The organism is Pantoea sp. UYEF8 (assembly GCF_040546285.1).
Lineage (GTDB): Bacteria > Pseudomonadota > Gammaproteobacteria > Enterobacterales > Enterobacteriaceae > Pantoea > Pantoea brenneri.
This window is the reverse complement of the sequence record NZ_JBEPNM010000001.1, coordinates 489,315-509,859: the sequence shown is the minus strand read 5'-3', so window position 1 is coordinate 509,859 and position 20,545 is coordinate 489,315. Positions and strand designations below refer to the sequence as shown.

At 57.3% G+C, this 20,545-nt stretch carries 20 protein-coding genes and 3 tRNA genes; 18 read left to right on the top strand and 5 right to left on the bottom strand.

Annotated elements, in window-relative coordinates; translation table 11 throughout:
* Positions 1-153: 153 nt before the first annotated feature.
* The 14 genes from cydA (at position 154) to ABIB18_RS02420 (ending at position 9,618) form a co-directional block, all read left to right on the top strand.
* Positions 154-1,725, top strand: coding sequence for a cytochrome ubiquinol oxidase subunit I (cydA, locus tag ABIB18_RS02485; protein WP_031374827.1), 1,572 nt, complete (start codon positions 154-156; stop codon positions 1,723-1,725).
* A gap of 11 nt (positions 1,726-1,736) precedes the next feature.
* Positions 1,737-2,876, top strand: a complete 1,140-nt coding sequence (gene cydB / locus ABIB18_RS02480; protein ID WP_069728037.1) for a cytochrome d ubiquinol oxidase subunit II — start codon at positions 1,737-1,739, stop codon at positions 2,874-2,876.
* A 15-nt stretch (positions 2,877-2,891) separates the two neighbouring features.
* Entirely contained in the window at positions 2,892-2,996 is a 105-nt protein-coding gene (cydX, locus tag ABIB18_RS02475) for a cytochrome bd-I oxidase subunit CydX (RefSeq protein WP_069728038.1), read from the top strand.
* A complete protein-coding gene (gene ybgE / locus ABIB18_RS02470; protein WP_031374829.1) occupies positions 2,996-3,289 on the top strand; it encodes a cyd operon protein YbgE in 294 nt (97 codons plus the stop codon). The genes cydX and ybgE overlap by 1 nt, the downstream gene beginning before the upstream one ends.
* Before the next feature lie 178 nt (positions 3,290-3,467).
* Positions 3,468-3,872: a tol-pal system-associated acyl-CoA thioesterase gene (ybgC, locus tag ABIB18_RS02465; RefSeq protein ID WP_031374830.1), complete on the top strand. Its 405-nt coding sequence runs from the start codon at positions 3,468-3,470 to the stop codon at positions 3,870-3,872.
* Positions 3,869-4,555 carry a Tol-Pal system protein TolQ gene (tolQ, locus tag ABIB18_RS02460; RefSeq protein WP_031374831.1) on the top strand — a complete coding sequence of 229 codons (687 nt, stop codon included), beginning with the start codon at positions 3,869-3,871 and terminating at the stop codon, positions 4,553-4,555. Before ybgC ends, tolQ begins: the two co-directional genes overlap by 4 nt.
* Positions 4,556-4,568: 13 nt before the next feature.
* Positions 4,569-4,997, top strand: coding sequence for a colicin uptake protein TolR (tolR, locus tag ABIB18_RS02455; protein ID WP_010260764.1), 429 nt, complete (start codon positions 4,569-4,571; stop codon positions 4,995-4,997).
* A 27-nt stretch (positions 4,998-5,024) separates the two neighbouring features.
* On the top strand, positions 5,025-6,314 hold the full coding sequence (gene tolA / locus ABIB18_RS02450) for a cell envelope integrity protein TolA (RefSeq protein ID WP_069728040.1): 1,290 nt from the start codon (positions 5,025-5,027) through the stop codon (positions 6,312-6,314).
* A 115-nt stretch (positions 6,315-6,429) separates the two neighbouring features.
* Positions 6,430-7,725 (top strand): Tol-Pal system beta propeller repeat protein TolB, encoded by a 1,296-nt coding sequence (gene tolB, locus ABIB18_RS02445; protein ID WP_031374833.1) that lies wholly within the window; start codon positions 6,430-6,432, stop codon positions 7,723-7,725.
* 51 nt (positions 7,726-7,776) lie between these two features.
* The gene (pal, locus tag ABIB18_RS02440) at positions 7,777-8,304 is read left to right on the top strand and encodes a peptidoglycan-associated lipoprotein Pal (RefSeq protein WP_354473595.1); all 528 of its coding nucleotides are present in this window, start codon (positions 7,777-7,779) and stop codon (positions 8,302-8,304) included.
* 9 nt (positions 8,305-8,313) lie between these two features.
* On the top strand, positions 8,314-9,105 hold the full coding sequence (cpoB, locus tag ABIB18_RS02435; protein ID WP_046288452.1) for a cell division protein CpoB: 792 nt from the start codon (positions 8,314-8,316) through the stop codon (positions 9,103-9,105).
* 165 nt (positions 9,106-9,270) lie between these two features.
* Positions 9,271-9,346, top strand: a tRNA-Lys gene (locus ABIB18_RS02430).
* A 74-nt stretch (positions 9,347-9,420) separates the two neighbouring features.
* A tRNA-Lys gene (locus ABIB18_RS02425) sits at positions 9,421-9,496 on the top strand.
* 46 nt (positions 9,497-9,542) lie between these two features.
* Positions 9,543-9,618 (top strand) — tRNA-Lys (locus ABIB18_RS02420).
* Between the two features lie 386 nt (positions 9,619-10,004).
* Here the strand turns inward: ABIB18_RS02420 and ABIB18_RS02415 are convergent.
* Positions 10,005-11,477 carry an AlkA N-terminal domain-containing protein gene (locus tag ABIB18_RS02415; RefSeq protein WP_354473594.1) on the bottom strand — a complete coding sequence of 491 codons (1,473 nt, stop codon included), beginning with the start codon at positions 11,475-11,477 and terminating at the stop codon, positions 10,005-10,007.
* A 159-nt stretch (positions 11,478-11,636) separates the two neighbouring features.
* Between ABIB18_RS02415 and ABIB18_RS02410 the strand changes: the two genes are divergently transcribed.
* From ABIB18_RS02410 to pnuC, 3 genes are all read left to right on the top strand, one after another.
* Complete coding sequence (locus ABIB18_RS02410) at positions 11,637-12,152, top strand: methylated-DNA--[protein]-cysteine S-methyltransferase (protein ID WP_031376826.1); 516 nt, start codon at positions 11,637-11,639, stop codon at positions 12,150-12,152.
* A 153-nt stretch (positions 12,153-12,305) separates the two neighbouring features.
* Positions 12,306-13,367 carry a quinolinate synthase NadA gene (gene nadA / locus ABIB18_RS02405; RefSeq protein WP_031376827.1) on the top strand — a complete coding sequence of 354 codons (1,062 nt, stop codon included), beginning with the start codon at positions 12,306-12,308 and terminating at the stop codon, positions 13,365-13,367.
* A 25-nt stretch (positions 13,368-13,392) separates the two neighbouring features.
* Complete coding sequence (pnuC, locus tag ABIB18_RS02400; RefSeq protein ID WP_069728042.1) at positions 13,393-14,112, top strand: nicotinamide riboside transporter PnuC; 720 nt, start codon at positions 13,393-13,395, stop codon at positions 14,110-14,112.
* Here pnuC and zitB read toward each other — a convergent pair.
* From zitB to ABIB18_RS02380, 4 genes are all read right to left on the bottom strand, one after another.
* Positions 14,109-15,077 (bottom strand): CDF family zinc transporter ZitB, encoded by a 969-nt coding sequence (gene zitB / locus ABIB18_RS02395; RefSeq protein WP_354473593.1) that lies wholly within the window; start codon positions 15,075-15,077, stop codon positions 14,109-14,111. The two genes, pnuC and zitB, sit on opposite strands and share 4 nt — an antisense overlap.
* Positions 15,055-18,129, bottom strand: a complete 3,075-nt coding sequence (locus ABIB18_RS02390) for a hybrid sensor histidine kinase/response regulator (protein WP_354473592.1) — start codon at positions 18,127-18,129, stop codon at positions 15,055-15,057. Before ABIB18_RS02390 ends, zitB begins: the two co-directional genes overlap by 23 nt.
* Positions 18,111-18,692: a response regulator transcription factor gene (locus ABIB18_RS02385; RefSeq protein ID WP_031376831.1), complete on the bottom strand. Its 582-nt coding sequence runs from the start codon at positions 18,690-18,692 to the stop codon at positions 18,111-18,113. The genes ABIB18_RS02390 and ABIB18_RS02385 overlap by 19 nt, the downstream gene beginning before the upstream one ends.
* 99 nt (positions 18,693-18,791) lie before the next feature.
* Positions 18,792-19,154, bottom strand: a complete 363-nt coding sequence (locus ABIB18_RS02380; protein ID WP_031376832.1) for a YbgS-like family protein — start codon at positions 19,152-19,154, stop codon at positions 18,792-18,794.
* Between the two features lie 289 nt (positions 19,155-19,443).
* On the opposite strand from ABIB18_RS02380, the gene aroG reads away from it, so the two are divergent.
* On the top strand, positions 19,444-20,496 hold the full coding sequence (aroG, locus tag ABIB18_RS02375; protein ID WP_354473591.1) for a 3-deoxy-7-phosphoheptulonate synthase AroG: 1,053 nt from the start codon (positions 19,444-19,446) through the stop codon (positions 20,494-20,496).
* Positions 20,497-20,545: the final 49 nt, after the last annotated feature.

Sequence of the window (20,545 nt, the reverse complement as noted above, 5' to 3'; positions counted from 1 at the left end):
CTGCTTTACCCGTTATTCACCAGCTACGGGCAGCTCATCACTCTGTTCTGCTGGGTATAAAAAACTGGAATTAATAAACAGTCGTTCCTGACTCAGATTACGCGCGCCTCTGTGATGCGCGTAACGGGATAATGCGAGGAGCAAGGAGTCATTATGTTAGATATCGTCGAGCTGTCGCGGTTACAGTTTGCCTTAACGGCGATGTACCATTTTCTGTTCGTGCCTTTAACGCTGGGTATGGCGTTTTTGCTGGCGATCATGGAGACGGTATACGTCCTGAGCGGCAAACAGATTTATAAAGATATGACGAAATTCTGGGGCAAGTTATTCGGTATTAACTTCGCGCTCGGCGTGGCTACCGGCCTGACCATGGAATTTCAGTTCGGGACCAACTGGTCATATTACTCTCACTACGTCGGCGATATCTTTGGTGCGCCGCTCGCCATTGAAGGGCTGATGGCGTTCTTCCTCGAATCCACCTTTGTCGGCCTGTTCTTTTTTGGCTGGGATCGGCTGGGTAAAGTGCAGCATCTGGCCGTCACCTGGCTGGTGGCGCTGGGCTCAAACATGTCGGCGCTGTGGATCCTGGTGGCGAATGGCTGGATGCAAAATCCGATCGCCTCTGAGTTCAACTTCGAAACCATGCGCATGGAGATGGTCAGCTTCTCCGAGCTGGTACTCAACCCGGTTGCCCAGGTCAAATTCGTCCATACCGTGGCGGCAGGCTACACCACCGGTGCGATGTTTATTCTCGGCATCAGCGCCTGGTATCTGCTGAAAGGACGCGATATCGCCTTTGCTAAACGCTCGTTCGCCATTGCGGCCAGCTTCGGCATGGCGGCGGTGCTGTCGGTGATCGTACTGGGCGATGAGTCCGGTTACGAAATGGGTGACGTGCAGAAAACCAAGCTGGCAGCGATTGAAGCTGAATGGGAAACCCAGCCCGCTCCGGCGTCGTTTACTCTGTTTGGCCTGCCGGATCAGGAGACCCGCGAAAACAAATATGCCATTCAAATTCCGTGGCTGCTTGGTCTGATCGCTACCCGATCCACCGACACACCGGTTACCGGGCTGAAAGATCTGATGGCGCAGCATGAAGTCCGCATCCGCAACGGCATGAAAGCCTACGCCTTGCTGAATGAACTGCGTGGCGGCAGCCAGGACCCGGCGGTACGCGAAGCCTTCAACAGCCACAAGCAGGATCTCGGCTATGGTCTGCTGCTGAAACGCTATACCGCTAACGTCTCTGACGCCACCGAAGCGCAAATCCAGCAGGCGACACAGGATTCTATTCCGCGCGTGGCACCGCTCTATTTCGCGTTCCGCATCATGGTGCTGTGTGGCGTGCTGCTGCTGGGCGTGATTACGCTGTCCTTCTGGAGTGTTATTCGTAACCGCATTGGCAAGAACCGCTGGTTACTGAAAGCGGCCCTGTTCGGTATTCCACTGCCGTGGATTGCCATCGAGTCAGGCTGGTTTGTGGCGGAATACGGTCGCCAGCCGTGGGCCATCGGTGAAGTGTTGCCGACTGCAGTCGCTAACTCGTCGCTGACGGTGGGCGATCTGCTGTTCTCAATGATCCTGATCTGCGGTCTCTACACCCTGTTCCTGGTGGCTGAGATGTACCTGATGTTCAAATTTGCCCGCCTTGGGCCGAGCAGCCTGAAAACCGGGCGTTACCATCATGAACAGATCACGGCGATGACTCAGCCGGTACAGGGATAAGGAGAGCGACCATGTTTGATTATGAAGTTCTGCGCTTTATCTGGTGGTTGCTGATAGGCGTACTGCTGATCGGTTTCGCCGTGGCAGATGGTTTTGATATGGGCGTCGGCATGCTGACGCGCATTCTGGGCCGCAACGATACCGAACGCCGCATCATGATTAACACCATCGCCCCGCACTGGGATGGCAATCAGGTATGGCTGATCACCGCCGGCGGCGCGCTGTTTGCCGCCTGGCCGATGGTCTATGCTGCGGCCTTTTCAGGCTTCTATGTGGCGATGATTCTGGTGCTGGCCTCGCTGTTCTTCCGGCCGGTCGGCTTTGATTACCGCTCCAAGATTGAAGATAACCGCTGGCGCGGTGCCTGGGACTGGGGCATTTTCATTGGCAGCTTTGTGCCACCACTGGTGATTGGCGTGGCGTTCGGCAACCTGTTGCAGGGCGTTCCCTTCCATGCCGATGAATATCTGCGCCTGTTCTATACCGGTAACTTCTTCCAGCTGCTGAATCCGTTTGGCCTGCTGGCGGGCGTAGTCAGCGTGGCGATGATTCTGGCGCAGGGCGCGACCTATCTGCAGATGCGCACCAGCGGCGAACTGCATCTGCGTTCACGCGCGGTCGCACAGATTGCCGCGCTGGTGATGATGGTCTGCTTCGTGCTGGCGGGCGTCTGGGTGAAATATGGTATTGATGGCTACGTCGTCACCAGCACCCTCGATCACTTCGCCGCCTCGAATCCGCTGGGTAAAACCGTGGTGCGGGAAGCGGGTGCCTGGTTGGTGAACTTCCAGAACCAGCCGGTGCTGTGGCTGTTCCCGCTGCTCGGCGTGCTGCTGCCACTGCTGACGGTGATCTGCTCCCGGCTTGAGAAGGGCGCCTGGGCGTTCCTGTTCTCCTCACTGACTCTGGCCTGCGTCATCATGACGGCGGGTATCGCAATGTTCCCGTTCATCATGCCTTCCAGCACGGTGCCGGGCATCAGCCTGACGATGTGGGATGCCACCTCCAGCCTGCTGACGCTGAAAATTATGACCGTCGCTGCGGTGATCTTCGTGCCGATTATTCTGGCTTACACCAGTTGGTGTTACTGGAAGATGTTTGGCCGTATCACCAAAGAGCACATCGAAAGCAACAGTCACTCACTCTACTGATTAAGGAGACGACGCATGTGGTATTTTGCCTGGATTCTTGGCACCTTGCTGGCCTGTGCCTTTGGTATCGTCACCGCGCTGGCGATTGAGCATATCGATGCGCAGGATGAGTCGCACTGATGCGCACACCGATTCAGATGCTGTATCGTCTGATGGACAAGGGCCCGTTACGGGCCCTTTCACTGCTGCTGGCGCTGGTCACGGCCGGCGGCGTGCTGTGGGACCCGACGCGCTTTGCCGATCACACCGGCAGACTGCCGGCTCTGCAGGCGCTGCTGCTCATCTGGGCCATCTGTAGTGCGGTGATCCACGGCGTGGGTTTCCGGCCACAGCAAACCCGATGGCAGGCGCTGTTTTCGCCCTTACCGGCAATGGGGGTGCTGTTTATCGCGCTTTACCGCTTTTACGCTTAACCTCCCGCCATATCGACGCTGTGAGTGAGTTTTTGTCAGCGTCCGGTCAAGAAATCTCCCTGAAATCGTTCCGTTTGTTACGGAGCGATAATTATTTTCGCCTGGCTCTGGCGACCCATTCCAAACCCGATTTGTCTTGCGTATAGTAGCAACGTTTAAAACGAGGCCGGGATGTAGAGTGAGTACAACGCTGTTTCGCTGGCCGGTTCGGGTCTACTACGAAGACACTGATGCCGGTGGCGTGGTTTATCACGCCAGCTATATCGCTTTTTATGAACGAGCACGTACCGAAATGTTGCGTCAGCACCATTTCAATCAGCAGACGCTGTTAGAACAGCAGGTCGCTTTTGTGGTGCGGCGTATGACGGTGGACTATCTGGCGGCGGCGCGTCTTGATGACCTTCTGGAGATCCAGAGTGAAGTGACATCAATGACCCGGGCTACCATGACGTTTACCCAGCGTATCGTGAATGCTGAAGGCAAAGTGCTCAATGAGGCAGAAGTCCTGATTGCCTGCATTAACCCACATCTGATGAAGCCGATTGCGCTTCCCAAGTCTATTGTCGCGGAGTTCAAGCAGTGACTGACATGAACATTCTTGATTTGTTCCTGAAGGCGAGCCTTCTGGTCAAACTTATCATGTTGATTTTGATCGGCTTTTCGATTGCCTCCTGGGCGATCATTATTCAGCGTACGCGTATTCTTAACGCGGCGGGGCGCGAAGCGGAGGCGTTTGAAGACAAATTCTGGTCCGGTATCGAACTCTCCCGTCTCTATCAGGAAAGCCAGGGTCGTCGTGACGAACTCGCTGGATCGGAGCAGATTTTCTACTCGGGTTTCAAAGAGTTTGCCCGTCTGCACCGGGCCAATAACCACGCACCGGAAGCGGTGATCGAGGGCGCGAGCCGGGCGATGCGTATCTCGATGAACCGTGAACTGGAGGCGCTGGAAAACCACATTCCTTTCCTCGGCACCGTCGGCTCCATCAGTCCATATATCGGTCTGTTCGGTACCGTCTGGGGGATTATGCACGCCTTTATCGCGCTGGGCGCGGTGAAGCAGGCGACCCTGCAGATGGTTGCACCGGGTATTGCGGAAGCGTTGATTGCCACGGCAATCGGCCTGTTTGCAGCGATCCCGGCGGTTATGGCGTACAACCGTCTGAACCAGCGCGTGAATAAACTGGAGCAGGGCTACGACAACTTCATGGAAGAGTTCACCGCCATTCTGCATCGCCAGGCTTTCTCCAGCGATAGCGCTAAGTAAATAGAGGTTAATGATGGCCAGAGTACGTGGTCGCAAACGCCGCGACCTGAAGTCGGAAATCAACATCGTTCCGCTACTGGACGTCCTGTTGGTGCTGTTGCTGATCTTCATGGCGACGGCGCCCATTATTACCCAGAGTGTGGAAGTGGACCTGCCTGATGCGACCGATTCAAAAACCGTCGCCAGTGACGATAACCCGCCGGTGATTGTCGAAGTGGCGGGCGTGGGTCAGTACAGTCTGGTGGTGGATCACGATCGTATGGATCAGCTGCCTCCTGAGCAGGTGATCAGCGAAGCGCAGCGTCGACTGGAAGCCAATCCAAAGACCGTCTTTTTGATCGGAGGCGCGAAAGAAGTGCCTTACGACGAAATTATTAAAGCGCTCAACCTGCTGCACCAGGCGGGTGTTAAATCTGTCGGTTTGATGACGCAGCCGATTTAAAATCGAACCGTTTTTTGGGAACCGAGTGTGTCGAAGGCAACCGAGCAAAACGAGAAGTTAAAGCGCGCGATAATCATTTCGGTGATTCTGCACATTGTGCTGATCGCGCTGCTGATATGGAGCTCGTTTAATGAGCACATTGATGCCAGCAGTGCCGGCGGCGGCGGCAGCGATATAGATGCTGTGATGGTCGATCCCGGTGCGGTAGTGAGTCAATACAACCGTCAGCAGAACCAGCAGAGCGACAGCCAGCGCGCCGAGCAGCAGCGTAAAAAGCAGGCGCAACAGCAGGCTGAAGAGCTGCAACAAAAACAGGCGGCCGAACAACAGCGACTGAAAGCGCTGGAGAAAGAGCGTCTCGAAGCGCAGGAAACCGCTAAACAGCAGGCGAAGCAGCAAGCTGAGCAGCAGAAAGCGGCAGAAGAGGCCGCTAAGCAAGCGCAGGAGCAGCAAAAAACTGCCGAAGCTGCCGCCGCTAAAGCGAAAGCAGATGCCAAAGCCGAAGCCGATGCGCAGGCCAAAGCCGCCGCCGAACAGGCGAAGCAGGCGGCCGCTGAGGCGAAGAAACAGGCCGATCAGCAGGCCAAAGCTGCGGCGGCCGCGGCAGCAAAAGAGAAAGCCGTAGCCGAAGCCAAAGCGAAATCTGACGCCGAGGCGAAAGCCGCAGCAGAAGCCAAAGCGAAAGCCGCGGCCGACGCGAAAGCTAAAGCAGCTGAAGAAGCCAAAGAGAAAGCGGCAGAAGCAGCCAAAGCCAAAGCAGAAGCCGCCAAAGAGAAGGCTGAAGCCGCCGCCAAAGCCAAAGCAGAAGCGGCCAAAGAGAAAGCTGAAGCCGCTGCGAAAGCCAAAGCCGATGCGGCAGCCAAAGCGAAAGCCGACGCCGCCGCGAAAGCTAAAGCCGATGCAAAGGCCAAAGCCGCCGCTGATGCAGCCAATGACAGCGATGTTGATGACCTGTTAGGCGGACTGGCTTCCGGCAAAAATGCGCCGAAAAGCGGCACCTCGGGTGGCGCGGCAGGGCAGGGTAATCAGAAGAAAGCCGGTGCGTCCGGTGCGGAGATCAACTCCTATCTTGGTCAGATTACCAGTGCGATTCAAAGCCGATTCTATGATGCGGATCTGTATCGCGGAAAAAGTTGTGATTTACGGATTAAACTTGCGCCTGACGGATTGTTGATTGATGTTAAGTCAGAAGGCGGCGACCCCGCACTCTGTCAGGCAGCGATTGCCGCTGCCAAACAGGCACGTATTCCGAAGCCGCCTTCACAGGCTGTGTATGAAGTGTTTAAAAACGCACCAATGCGTTTCAGACCGCAATAATGCAGTAACTGACGGCAAGTTGATCTAAGGTTAGCTTGCCGTATTTAAGTCGTACTCGTGGTTTCCAGGAACAGTGCCAATTATCGTGGACTGAGGTTCAGATAAGGGAGATAAAATGAAGCAAGCTCTTCGCGTTACGTTAGGCTTTTTTATCCTGCTGTGGGCAGCCGTGCTGCATGCAGAAGTTCGAATTGAGATCACCCAGGGCGTGAATACTGCACGTCCGATTGGCGTGGTGCCGTTTAAATGGGCCGGTGCTGGCGCTGCGCCAGAAGATATCGGCGGCATCGTGGCGGCTGACCTGCGCAACAGCGGTAAATTCAACCCGCTGGATCGCTCACGTCTGCCACAGCAGCCAACCAGCGCGCAGGAAGTACAGCCTGCTGCCTGGAGCGCGCTCGGCATTGATGCCGTGGTGGTGGGTCAGGTGCAGTCCAACCCGGACGGCAGTTACCAGGTTTCTTACCAGTTAGTCGATACCGGCGCTGCGCCAGGCACAGTACTGGCACAGAACTCCTATAAGGTGACTAAACAGTGGCTGCGCTATGCTGCGCACACCGCCAGTGATGAAACCTTTGAGAAACTGACCGGCATTAAAGGGGCGTTCCGCACCCGCATCGCCTATGTGGTGCAGACCAACGGCGGTCAGTTCCCGTATGAACTGCGCGTCGCGGATTACGATGGCTACAACCAGTTTGTGGTTCACCGTTCACCGCAGCCGCTGATGTCACCGGCCTGGTCGCCAGACGGCAGCAAAGTGGCCTACGTCACCTTTGAAAGCGGCAAGTCAGCGCTGGTGGTACAGACGCTGTCTAACGGTGCTATCCGTCAGGTTGCTTCTTATCCACGTCACAACGGTGCTCCGGCCTTCTCGCCGGATGGTTCGAAGCTGGCTTTTGCCCTGTCTAAAACCGGCAGCCTTAACCTCTACGTGATGGATCTGGCGTCAGGTCAGACCCGTCAGGTCACCGATGGCCGCTATAACAGCACTGAACCGACCTGGTTCCCGGACAGCCAGACGCTGGCTTACACCTCGGATCAGGCCGGTGCGCCTCAGATTTATAAAGTAGGTATCAACGGCGGCGCGCCACAACGCATTACCTGGGAAGGTGGTCAGAACCAGGATGCGGACGTTGCCACCGATGGAAAATCAATGGTGATGATTAGCACCAGTGGCGGTGCGCAACACGTCGCCAAACAGGATCTGGAAACGGGAGCCGTTCAAACGTTAACGGACACGTTCCTGGATGAAACGCCGAGCCTGGCACCGAACGGCACAATGGTAATCTATAGCTCTACTCAGGGGATGGGTTCCGTGCTGCAGCTGGTTTCAACCGACGGCCGTTTCAAAGCGCGTCTTCCGGCAACTGATGGACAGGTAAAATTTCCTGCCTGGTCGCCGTATCTGTAATGTCTGACTTAACAGACATCACAAACAATAAACAATAATGGGATTTTTGAAATGCAACTGAACAAAGTGCTGAAGGGTTTGATGCTGGCTCTGCCGGTTCTGGCAGTAGCGGCTTGTAGCTCACACAAAAACAACAACAATGACCAGACTGGCATGGGTGCTGATGGCGCTTACGGTGCAAATTCTGGCATGAACGCCAACGGCGGCAACATGTCTTCTGACGAGCAGGCGCGTCTGCAGATGCAACAGCTGCAGCAGAACAACATCGTCTACTTCGGTCTGGACAAATATGACGTTCAGTCTGATTACGCTCAGATGCTGGATCAGCATGCTGCTTTCCTGCGTAGCAACCCATCTTACAAAGTGACTATCGAAGGTCACGCGGATGAGCGCGGTACGCCGGAATACAACATCGCCCTGGGCGAACGTCGCGCCAGCGCGGTTAAAATGTATCTGCAAGGCAAAGGTGTTTCGGCCGATCAGATGTCTATCGTTTCTTACGGTAAAGAGAAGCCAGCCGTTCTGGGTCATGACGAAGCAGCGTATTCTAAAAACCGTCGTGCCGTACTGGTCTACTAAGAGAATCACATGGTTAGTAACTTCAGACATCACCTGTTGAGTCTGTCGTTACTGATTGGCGTAGCGGCCCCCTGGGCCGCTAATGCCCAAGCGTCAATCAGTAGCGTTGGCTCCGGCTCGGTCGAAGACCGTGTCACCACTCTTGAACGAATCTCTAATGCCCAGGCACAGCTGCTGCAACAACTGCAACAGCAGATGAGCGATAACCAACGTGATATCGACTCGCTGCGTGGGCAAATCCAGCAAAACTCGTATCAGCTGAATCAGGTGGTTGAGCGTCAGAAGCAGCTCTACCAGCAGATTGACAGCCTGAGCAGCAGCAACAGCGGCGGTCAGCAGGCGGCCAGCGGCGATGCTTCAGCCGATGCAGGCGCAGCAGCAGGCGCGGGTGCGGCGGCAGCGACGGGCAGCGCACCGGCCCAGACCGGCGATGCGAACAGCGACTACAATGCGGCTGTTGCGCTGATTCTGGAGAAGAAACAGTACGACCAGGCGATCAGTGCGCTTCAGGCATGGGTAAAACGTTACCCTGATTCGACCTATCAGCCGAACGCCAATTACTGGCTGGGACAGCTGAATTACAACAAAGGCAAAAAGGACGACGCGGCCTATTATTATGCCACGGTGGTGAAAAACTATCCGAAGTCGCCGAAAGCCGCAGAGGCGTTATTGAAAGTGGGCGTCATCATGCAGGAGAAAAACGACACGGCGAAAGCCAAAGCGGTTTACCAGCAGGTGATTAAACTTTATCCCAATACCGATTCTGCCAAACAGGCGCAAAAACGTCTGGCAAGTATGTAATCTGTACGGTTCAGACCGGATATCGTGTGATTTCTGGTCTTGCCGTATGAAAGGTAAGCAATTGAAGCTTTTAGCAGAAATAAGGGTTGCGCTACCTCAGTAAATCAGTAATATATGCCGCCGTTGCCGGGACACATTGCAAACGTGTCTGGCAAGCCTGAAGATGGGTCGTTAGCTCAGTTGGTAGAGCAGTTGACTTTTAATCAATTGGTCGCAGGTTCGAATCCTGCACGACCCACCATCTCCGGTCAGACGCGCGTTTTGTTTGCGTGCCCTTTCAGGATACCGCTTCAGCATTGCTTCACAACCTAAGATGGGTCGTTAGCTCAGTTGGTAGAGCAGTTGACTTTTAATCAATTGGTCGCAGGTTCGAATCCTGCACGACCCACCATCTTACTTCGGGCGCCCGGCGCAGTGAAGGGTTGTAAGCCCCCAGCGGGTCGTTAGCTCAGTTGGTAGAGCAGTTGACTTTTAATCAATTGGTCGCAGGTTCGAATCCTGCACGACCCACCAATTAAGAAGAAAGCGCCTTTAAGGCGCTTTTTTCGTTTCTGCGGCACAGAGTTAAACCTGCCGCAGGTTCGACTGAATCGCCGGGAGCGATTCAGGCTGATGCGCCAGCATCGCCCGCAGGGCGTGGCCCCGGATGGGGCACGGCTTATCCTGCACGACCCACCAATTCAGAATAAAGCGCCTTTAAGGCGCTTTTTTCGTTTCTGTGGCACAGAGTTAAACCTGCCGGATGAGAACCTGCCGCAGCATCAGCCGCAGGGCGGGCGTGCGTTGCCGGGCCAACGCTTCGCGTTTTTATCCGGACTGCCCGCGCCATCCTCTTCTGACCGTATTCCCTGCGCGTTGAACTAATTGGTTGCGAGCAGATTTATCCCCCATCCTGTCCGTCACTGTTTTTTCTGCGCTTTCGCCACCGACAGACTCTTCCAGATATGCATTACCGCGTAGCTGCGCCACGGCCGCCACGACTGCGAGCGCGCCTCCGCTTCGGCGGCCGTCAGGCCACCCAGATTATTGCGTACCGCAATGTCTTCTTTAGGAAAGGCATCCGGCCAGCGCAGGGCGCGCATCGCAATATAGTGAGCGGTCCACGGTCCGATGCCCGGTAAGCTCATCAGCCGCGCCATCATCGCCTCAGGCGACAGGGTGGCATTGAACCGTAGCTCACCCGCAGCACAGGCGCTGGCAAAGGCCTGAATCGCCCTGGCGCGGGCGCTGACTATCCCGAGGCGGGCAATCTCATCCAGTGAGGTCTGCGCGATCGTCGCCGGGCGGGCTGAGTAGCGTGACAGATCGGCGAACGGTGTCACGCAGGCTTCACCAAACGCCTGGGCAAAACGGCTGCTCAGCGTGGTCGCGGCTTTCACCGTAATCTGCTGACCGAGTATCGCCCGCACGCCCATCTCAAACCCGTCAAAGGCACCGGGTACCCGCAGGCCGGGATAATCAGCCAGACTCTGCGCCAGCAGCGGGTCCTGCTGCAGATGCGCCGCAATCCGCTGTGGCTGCGCATTGAGATCGAACAGATCGCGCAGCCGACGCAGCAGGGCCGGCAACACCGGCGTTAAGCTGCTGGTGAACTCAACCTGCAACGCCTGTTTTGCCGGCAGATGCGACACGCTGACCCAGCCGCGGTAGTCGCCCAGCGCCACGGTGCGCCGGTAGCAGCCATCTTCAACCGCCTCAATCTCTTTCATCAGGCGGAGCTGCAAAAAGCTGAGCATCGCCTGCCAGTCATAAGGGGGACGATAACTGAGCCGCAGCCGCATGGTATCGCCAGGCTGCAGCTGCGCCGCCGGCAGCGTCTCCTTACGCAAGGCACCGGGCGTCATGCGGTGACGGGCCTGGAATACATCATTAAAGCGCCGCAGACTGCCAAAGCCGCTGGCATAGGCCACGTCAATAATCGGCAGCCGGGTCTCGGTCAGCAGCTGCTTTGCCAGCAACATCCGACGCGTCTGCTTCAGCTCGAGCGGCGAGACGCCCAGCTCCTGCTGCACAATCCGCCGCAGCTGACGTGCGCTGATACCGAACTCTGCCGCAATCTCATCCAGCCCTTCATGCTGCTCCAGCACACCTTCCTCAATGCGCTGCACCAGCCGATCGGCGATGCGATGGGCATGATCAACCGGCGCATTTCCGGGTGCCAGCTCCGGGCGGCAGCGCAGGCAGGGCCGGAATCGGGCTTTTTCAGCGGCTTCGGCGCTGCCGAAGAACAGACAGTTTTTCTGCATTGGCGCTTTCACCGGGCAGATCGGGCGGCAATAGATACCGGTTGAGGTCACGCCGACGAAGAACACCCCATCAAAACGGGTATCACGTGAGGTCAGCGCCTGGTAGGCAATTTCGGGATCGAGCATGGCGTTTCTCCGGCAAATAATGCGCAGCCTACGCCGGAATGAACCTGCAGACTGGCTGTTTTCGGACAGCACAACAGTTTATCGCCATGACCGAAAACAGCCAGCGCGGCCGATAAAAAGTGCGATAATCGCTGCTGAATATGTGAGCGGAGAATCAGCATGTATTACTTCAAACCTATCGTCACCGTTGTCGGTGAACTCAAGCTGGTCGCCAGCGATCGCGGTCTGGTCGGTATTTTGTGGGAAAACGACGATCCGAAACGTACCCGGTTTTTGCCGCAAACCCGTCACGATGAACACCCGGTGTTACAGGAAACGGCCAGACAGTTGATGGAATATTTTGCCGGCGAACGGCGCTTTTTCGAATTGCCGCTCGACTTTGTCGGTACCGATTTTCAGAAAAAAGTCTGGCAGGCGCTGGTGACGATTCCGTTTGGCGAAACCCGCAGCTACAGCCAGATTGCTCGCGAGATCGGTCATCCGCTGGCGGTTCGTGCAGTTGGGGCTGCCAATGGCCGTAATCCGCTTTCGATTATCGCACCGTGCCATCGGGTAATCGGTGCCAACGGTAAACTGACCGGCTTCGCGGGAGGGCTGGAGATTAAAGCCTTTTTGCTGGCGCTGGAAGCACCTCAGGCCGCGCTGACGCTGGCAGAGGAAAAGCAGCCGGGCTGAAGCGCAATAGCGTGCGGTTGCAGACAAAAACTCCACGACACACCGACACATTTCCGCTATCGTGTTTAGCATATAAAACACGATGGCGGGAACAACGCCATATGTCGCCTTAACAGGCCATTTTCGTTAATTAGATAAAACGAGAGCTGTGTCATGAGTGTGATGTTCGATCCCGAGAGCGCCGTTTACCCTTTCCCGCCCAAGCCTGCCCGACTGACTGATGATGAAAAGGCGGCCTATCGTGAGAAAATCAAAGCGTTACTGAAAGCACGCAATGCCGTGATGGTGGCGCACTACTACACCGACCCGGAAATTCAGGCGCTGGCGGAAGAGACCGGCGGCTGTGTCTCCGACTCGCTGGAGATGGCGCGCTTCGGCAGTAACCATCCGGCGACAACCCTGCTGGTGGCAGGCGTACGCTTCATGGGAGAAACCGCCAAAATCCTCAGCCCGGAGAAAACCGTGCTGATGCCGACGCTGCAGGCCGAATGTTCCCTCGATCTGGGCTGCCCGATTGAGGAGTTCAACGCCTTCTGCGATGCCCATCCCGATCGTACCGTGGTGGTCTACGCCAATACTTCTGCGGCGGTGAAAGCGCGCGCCGACTGGGTGGTGACCTCCAGCATCGCGGTTGAACTGATTGAACATCTCGACAGCCTCGGCCAGAAAATCATCTGGGCACCGGATCGCCATCTTGGCCGCTACGTGACGCAAAAATCGGGCGCGGATGTGCTGTGCTGGCAGGGTGCCTGCATCGTACATGACGAGTTTAAAACCCAGGCGTTGCAGCGGATGAAAGCGCTCTATCCTGAGGCGGCGGTGCTGGTGCATCCCGAGTCGCCGCAGGCGATTGTCGATCTGGCCGACGCGGTGGGGTCTACCAGCCAGCTGATTCAGGCGGCGAAATCGCTGCCGCATCCGCAAATGATCGTCGCGACCGATCGCGGCATCTTTTATAAAATGCAGCAGGCGGTTCCGGAAAAAGAGCTGCTGGAAGCGCCGACCGCCGGAGAAGGAGCAACCTGTCGCAGCTGCGCACATTGCCCGTGGATGGCGATGAACGGCCTCAGGGCGATTGCAGAGGCGCTGGAGTCGGGTGGGGCAGATCATCAGGTTCAGGTTGCCGATGACCTGCGAGAGGCCGCATTGCTGCCGCTTAATCGCATGCTATCCTTTGCAGCAGATCTTAAACTCAACGTGAAAGGAAACGCCTGAGGCGTTTCTTTGACAGGTGCCAGCCATGGATTTCTTCAGCACGCACAATATTCTGGTGCATATTCCGCTCGGTGCGGGCGGTTACGACCTCTCGTGGATTGAAGCGATTGGCACCCTGGCGGGTTTACTCTGTATCTGGCTCGCCAGCCTGGAAAAGATCGTCAATTATCCGTTTGGCCTGATTAACGTCACGCTGTTTGCGGTGATCTTCTTTCAAATCCAGCTCTATGCCAGCCTGCTGTTGCAGCTGTTCTTTTTCGTCGCCAATCTCTATGGCTGGTACGCCTGGAGTCGGCAGACGGATGACCATCAGGCGGCGCTGAAGATTCGCTGGCTGCCGTTACCCAAAGCACTGGCCTGGGCAGCCGGCTGCATCATCGCGATTGCGCTGATGACGCGCTATATCGATCCGGTGTTTGCGCTGCTGACGCGGGCGGCGGTAACGCTGATGAACGGTCTCGGACTGGCGGTGGCGATGCCAGCGCTGCAACCGGATGCGTTCCCGTTCTGGGATTCCTGCATGATGGTGCTGTCGATTGCGGCGATGATCCTGATGACGCGCAAATATGTCGAGAACTGGCTGCTGTGGGTAATCATCAACGTGATTAGCGTAATGATTTTTGCGCGTCAGGGCGTGTATGCGATGTCGCTGGAATATGTGATTCTGACGCTGATTGCGCTGAACGGTTCGCGGATGTGGATTCGCAGCGCGCGGCAACAGGGTTCCCGCGCGCTATCATCTTAGTGAGCGTGATGCTCACCCGGCGCGTGACGGTGGTCATGATGGACGTGACTGGCCGCTGAGCCACTGTTCATGCCGAGTTCGCACTCGGCACCGGCACACGGCTGGTACTCCATCTGCACGGTGGCGTGCGCAATCTGATAGTGCTGCTGCAGATAATCATGAATACGGTGCAGCAGCGCGTCATGATCGTAAGGCGGGATCACCTGCACGTGCAGCGTCAGCAGCGGTTTCTCGCCGACCTGCCACAGATGTACATGATGCACGTTACGCACTTCGGCAATATTGAGCGTCAGATCGCGGATCAGTCGGGTGACATCCAGCGAACGCGGCGCACCTTCCAGTAACTCCTGCAGGCTTTCGCGCAACAACGCCCAGGCGCTGCGCAGCACCAACAGCGATACCAGCAGTGACAGGATTGGGTCAATCGGCGTCCAGCCGGTCAGCATAATAATCACCGCCGCCACGATAGCACCCACCGATCCCAGCAGATCGCCCATCACATGCAGCGCCGCGGCGCGCACGTTCAGATTCTTCTCTCCGCTGCCGTGATGCAGCAACCAGAACGACAGGATATTGGCCAGCAGACCCGCGATCGCGATACCCAGCATCAGTCCGCCGGTCACCGGTTGCGGATCGGCAAAGCGACGCAGCGCCTCCCAGACGATCAACGCGGTAATCGCCAGCAGGGCCAGCGCATTGACAAACGCGGCCAGCGTGGTCAGGCGAAGCAGGCCAAAGGTATGGCGGGCATTGGGTTTGCGGCGAGCAAACTGCACTGCCAGCAGCGCCATCAGCAGCGCGGCGGCATCGGTCAGCATATGACCGGCGTCGGCCAGCAGCGCCAGCGAGCCAGACAACCAGCCGCCAATCACTTCGGCGACCATAAACAGGGTGGTGACGCCAAACGCGGCCGCCAGACGGGTGCGATTACTATCCTGCCCGCTATGAGTGTGGATGTGTGCCATAAGAATCCAGTTTTTTCAGTAACCTGTTAGTCAATAATATCAGTAATCGCCATGTTTCAGACGTGTCCTGATGCTGTTTTGCCTGTTCCGCCAGCTGCTGGCTGAGCTGCGCGCCTTCCTCCAGTCCCACCAGTAACCAGCTGCCTTTCATCCGGTGAGCGGCTTCCGCTAATCCGTGCGGGTCCGACTGCTCGCGCGCCGTGGTGAGCCGCGCCAGATCCTGGCTCACCGTGTCGCGCAGCGTCTGGCTCAGGCGGCCGAGAAACTTGTCGTTGTGCTGCGCCAGCCGCAGCAGATTGTCATCCAGCGCCGCCAGCGGATCGGCCTGCCACTCGGCCAGCAGCGCACTGAGGTCGGATAACTGCACCGGTTTGATCAGCACCCGCTCGCCCGCCGCCAGCGGCTGTGCCAGCAGTTGGGCGTCGGCTGAACAGAGCACCCGCATCGCCTGACGGCCACGCTGGCGGTCACGACGGCGCAACAGCCGCAGCAGCAGCGTACCGTCAGGGCGCGGCATCATCTGATCGATAAATAACAGGTCATACGGCTGTTGCGCATCGGCCCGCAACAGATCGCGTCCCTGTTCGAAGATGTCAGCCTGGATAGCAAAGCGCGCCAGCTGCTGCTGCATCACCAGCAGATTGGTGGGATGATCATCCACAATCGCCACGCGCAGCTGAGGATAGCCGGGCAGGGTGGACTCGCTGCTGTGGCTGACCGGTTCGCAGGGTTGCAGCGGCAGTGTGACGGTGACCTGAGTACCGTGGCCGGGCTGAGAGCTGAGCCGGATATCGCCTCCCATGCGCAGCACCATTTCACGGCAGATAAACAGCCCAAGACCGCTGCCCTGCACCGAAACCGATCGACCGGACGGCGCCTGATACCAGGGATCGAACAGCTTCTGCTGCTCATCGGCTGGAATACCGCTGCCGCTGTCGCTGACCGTCAGCTCCAGCTGCTGCCGGGCCGCCAGGGTCAGGCGGATCTCACCGTGGCGGGTAAACTTCAGCGCATTGGTCATCAGATTATTCACTACCTGCTGCAACCGATCGGCATCGATCAGGATCGCCTCAGGCAATGGCGTCAGTGCGTCAACCACCAGCCGCGGTCCGTCAGCGCGCATTAACGGATGGTAAAAATGCTGCTGCTGTTCGAGCCACTGCGGCAGAGCCAGCGGACGCGGTGACAGGGTGAAGCTGTTGCTCTCAATTCGCGCGTGATCCTGCAGGTCATTAAGCAGGGTCAGCAACGACTGCGCGCTGCTGTGCAGCAGCGTCAGATTCTGGCTATTGTGCTGCTGCTTTTCCAGTTCCAGCAGCCCGAGGATCGCCTGCATCGGGGTGCGCAGCTCATGGCTGACGGTCGCCAGAAACTGACTTTTCATCGCATTGGCGCGCTCCGCCTGCTCACGCTGCTGGCGTTCACGGCGCTGCTGCCAGTAACGGCGGGCCAGTAACAGCAACAGCAAGGCGATCGCCGCCCCGGCAATCGCCAGCACCATCATCGGTAAGGAGCGCATCACCATCACGCTGCCCGGCTGCGGTGGCGTCGACCAGCTGTCCCGCATCTGGCTCTGGGTTTCTGCCGGGATCTGCTGCAGCGCCCGATCCAGCAGCGCGCGCAGCACCGGCTGGTCGGATGTGACGCCCAGCGCGATCGGCCAGGCGATATCGCTGGCGGCAAAGGCAAGATGGATACGGACGTCGTTGCGGCTGGCGATGCGCCAGCGGGCCGACAGCACATTATCGACCAGCGCATCGATTTGTCCTTTAGCCAGCGCATCGTACAGGCTGTTGCGATCGGTAAAGCGTTGCGGCTGCAGATCGTCAGGCAGCAGCCGCTGCGCCAGATCGTCCTGCAACACTCCGACGCGTTTACCGCGCAGATCGCGCCAGTGCGTCAGGGTGTCGGGCTGGATGCTGTAGATGCCCCACAGCGCGCGCCATACCGGCAGCGAGGTGCTCTGCATGGCATCACCGTTAAGCGGTTGCATCAGCTGCAGCATCGCCTGCTGCTGACCGAGCAGCGTGGCGGCCTGGCGGGGATTGCTGACCCACACCGGCTCAAATTGCAGCCCGGTACTCTGGGCAATCACTTTCAGCAGTTCCACCCCATAGCCGCGCGCCGTACCGGTGCTGTCGCGATAGCTCCACGGATAGTTATCCGGCTCGGCGGTGTAACGCACGCGCGGATGGGCAGCAATCCACGCCCGCTCATCCGGGCTGAGCATCAGGGTCTGGGTATCCTGATAGCGCGGCAGAATGCTGCTCCAGCGCGCCTGAAGAGTATTCATCAGTTCGGCAGGCAGCTGACGCAGGCTCTGATTAATCCAGCCAATCAGTTGCGGATCGCGGCTGACCGCACGCAGATTGACCTGTCCGGCTTCTATCCGCGAGGCGATCTGATAAATCTGACCCTGCTGCAGCTGGCTCAACAGAAAGCCGGCGCTGGTCTCGTCCGCCACCACATAATCGTTCTGCTGATTAAGCAGGGTGTAAAGGGCCTGCAAATCGCTGCTGTATCGCCGCCAGTGATGACGCGCCGCCAGCGCCGGCGGCAGCTGTGCCAGCGTTGTGTCACTGATCGCCAGTTGGGCATTCTGGCTGTTAAACATCACCGCACGCTGATTTTGCTGATTACGGTAGATGCGCAGCGGGCTGCTGAACCAGTTATCACTGCTGAGGATGCCGTCCGGCAAAGGGGCGGCCAGCATACCGAGGGCAAAATCGATCTGGCCGTCGTTCAGCGCCTGTAACAGATGCGCCTGATCGGCATACAGCGTCAGGCTGAACTGGGCACCGGACAGCTGGCGCAGCGCCGAGAGATAATCGGCATTGATACCGTACAGATCGTTGCCGATGCGCATCGCCCACGGCGCGTTATTCTCTTCCAGCAGGCCGACGCGCAGCATCCGCCCCTGCATGGTTTCGGCGCGATTCACCGGCAGCATCATTGGCAGGTTAACGCTGCTGACCGGACGAACGTCTGCCCGGGCTCCGCCCCACAGCAGCAGCAAAATCAGCAACGCGTATTTCACTGCTGCGCCTTCCACAGGTCGGCCAGTTCCACCACCGAACGGGCGCCGGTTTTTTCCAGAATATTCTTTTTATGGGTGCTGACGGTTTTGTTGCTGATGTGCAGTTGTTCGGCGATTTGCAGGTTCGATAAGCCGCTGGCCAGCAAGGCCAGCACCTGACGCTCTTTTTGCGTCAGCGGCAGCTCCGGGCCATCTTCAATGACGGGAAAGGCGGTATGGCCGCCCAGCACCGCCAGAATGGCGCTGAGTAACTGCTCCATCCGCTGACTTTTCACTACGTAACCTGCTGCACCCAGCGCCTGCGCACGTCGCATGGTGTGCTGGGTTTGCTGGGCCGAGTAGATCAGCACCGGACAATCCGGCAGATGAATTTTCAGGCGACGCAGAATTTCCAGCCCGTCACCATCCGGCAGGCCAATATCCAGCACGATAATATCCAGCGGCAAGGACAGAAAGGGGCGCGCCGCTTTTTCGCTGCTGGCCGGGTAGAGCGTAATCGGAATCGGCGATTGGGTCAGTGCAGCCTCAAGGGCGACCTCGACCAGTGGATGATCATCAATCAGAAGCAATGCGGCCATGAACGTTTCCCTGTTAATTTCACCGGCTCAGCATAGCGGAAGAGAAGAGAGGAGGGGAGAAAAAGACAGGAGAGCAGGCGCTCTCCTGATCGGACAGAATTACTGCGACGTGCCGTCGGTTTTGGTATTAACGTCACCGCCACCTTCTTTAGTCTGCACTTTCTTATTAATGTTCGGGCATTTGCCGTCTTTACATTGACTATTCTGGTCAATTTCATTTGCAGACATATTACCGCTGCTGGTGTTACTGCCCGCGGCGGCCGGATTGGTGTTGGTGCCGGTATTATTAATATTGCTGTTATCCACTTTATTTGGCGGCAGGTTCTCTTTTGCACCGCCCGCCGCTGCGCCCGCATCGGCAGCCTGGTTAGCCGTACCGTTGTTGCCGCTCGCCGCCATTGCCGCGCCGCTGCTCAGTGTCATCGCTGCTGTTAAAAAGAGTAAGGCAAACTTTTTCATCATTATGCTCCCGTTAATTAATGAAGTTGCTGCTTCAAGCCCAGAGGTGCAGTTTGGATAAAAGAATCCCTGACGAAATAAAATTCGCCGGTTGGCTTAAACAGGGTGATTTAATCGGGTAAGCAGTCCATTCCTCAGTGCTTACCATTAAAAAGTCTAGACGCTTACCCGATTAATGCAAATATCACCCGCACATTTAACCCGCAGCGGGAATTTACACCCCTGACGCTTCGGGCTACATTGGTCGGGTTGTGCCCGGCGCGCGCTGGGCCAGAAATAATATGGAATCAGTATGAATTACCAGAACGATGATTTACGCATTAAAGAGATCAAAGAGCTGTTACCGCCGGTAGCACTGCTTGAAAAATTCCCGGCGACCGATCGCGCGGCAGAAACCGTTTCTCAGGCGCGTCAGGCGATTCATCAGATTTTACAGGGACAGGACGATCGTCTGCTGGTGGTGATCGGGCCGTGCTCGATTCATGACACCGAAGCAGCAAAAGAGTACGCCGCTCGCCTGCTGACGCTGCGCAACGAACTGAAAGGCGAGCTGGAAATCGTGATGCGGGTCTATTTTGAAAAGCCGCGTACCACGGTGGGCTGGAAAGGGCTGATCAACGATCCCTACATGGACGGCAGCTTCCAGCTGAACGACGGACTGCGTCTGGCGCGTAAACTGCTGCTGGATATCAACGACAGCGGCTTACCGGCGGCGGGCGAGTTCCTGGATATGATCACCCCACAGTACGTGGCCGATCTGATGAGCTGGGGGGCGATTGGTGCCCGCACCACCGAGTCACAGGTTCACCGTGAACTGGCGTCAGGCCTCTCCTGTCCGGTGGGCTTTAAAAATGGCACTGACGGCACCATCAAGGTGGCTATCGACGCCATCAACGCCGCCGGTTCACCGCACTGCTTCCTGTCGGTGACCAAATATGGCCATTCGGCGATTGTCGAAACCAGCGGTAATGCCGATTGCCACATCATTCTGCGCGGCGGCAAAGAGCCAAACTACAGTGCGCAGCACGTCAGCGAGGTCAAAACCGGTCTGGCGAAAGCCGGTCTGCCGCAGCAGGTGATGATCGACTTCAGCCACGCTAACAGCAGCAAGCAGTTCCAGAAGCAGATGCTGGTGGCGGACGATGTGGCGCAGCAGATGATCAACGGCGAGCGGGCAATTGTCGGCGTGATGATTGAGAGTCATCTGGTGGAAGGCAATCAAAGCCTCGAGAGCGGTGAGCCGCTGGTCTACGGCCAGAGCGTCACTGACGCCTGCATCGGCTGGGATGACACCAATAAAGTGTTACGCCAGTTAGCGGCAGCGGTAAAACAGCGTCGCGGCTGAAGGCAGCGCGCATAAAAAAGGCCAGACTCACGTCTGGCCTTTTTACGTT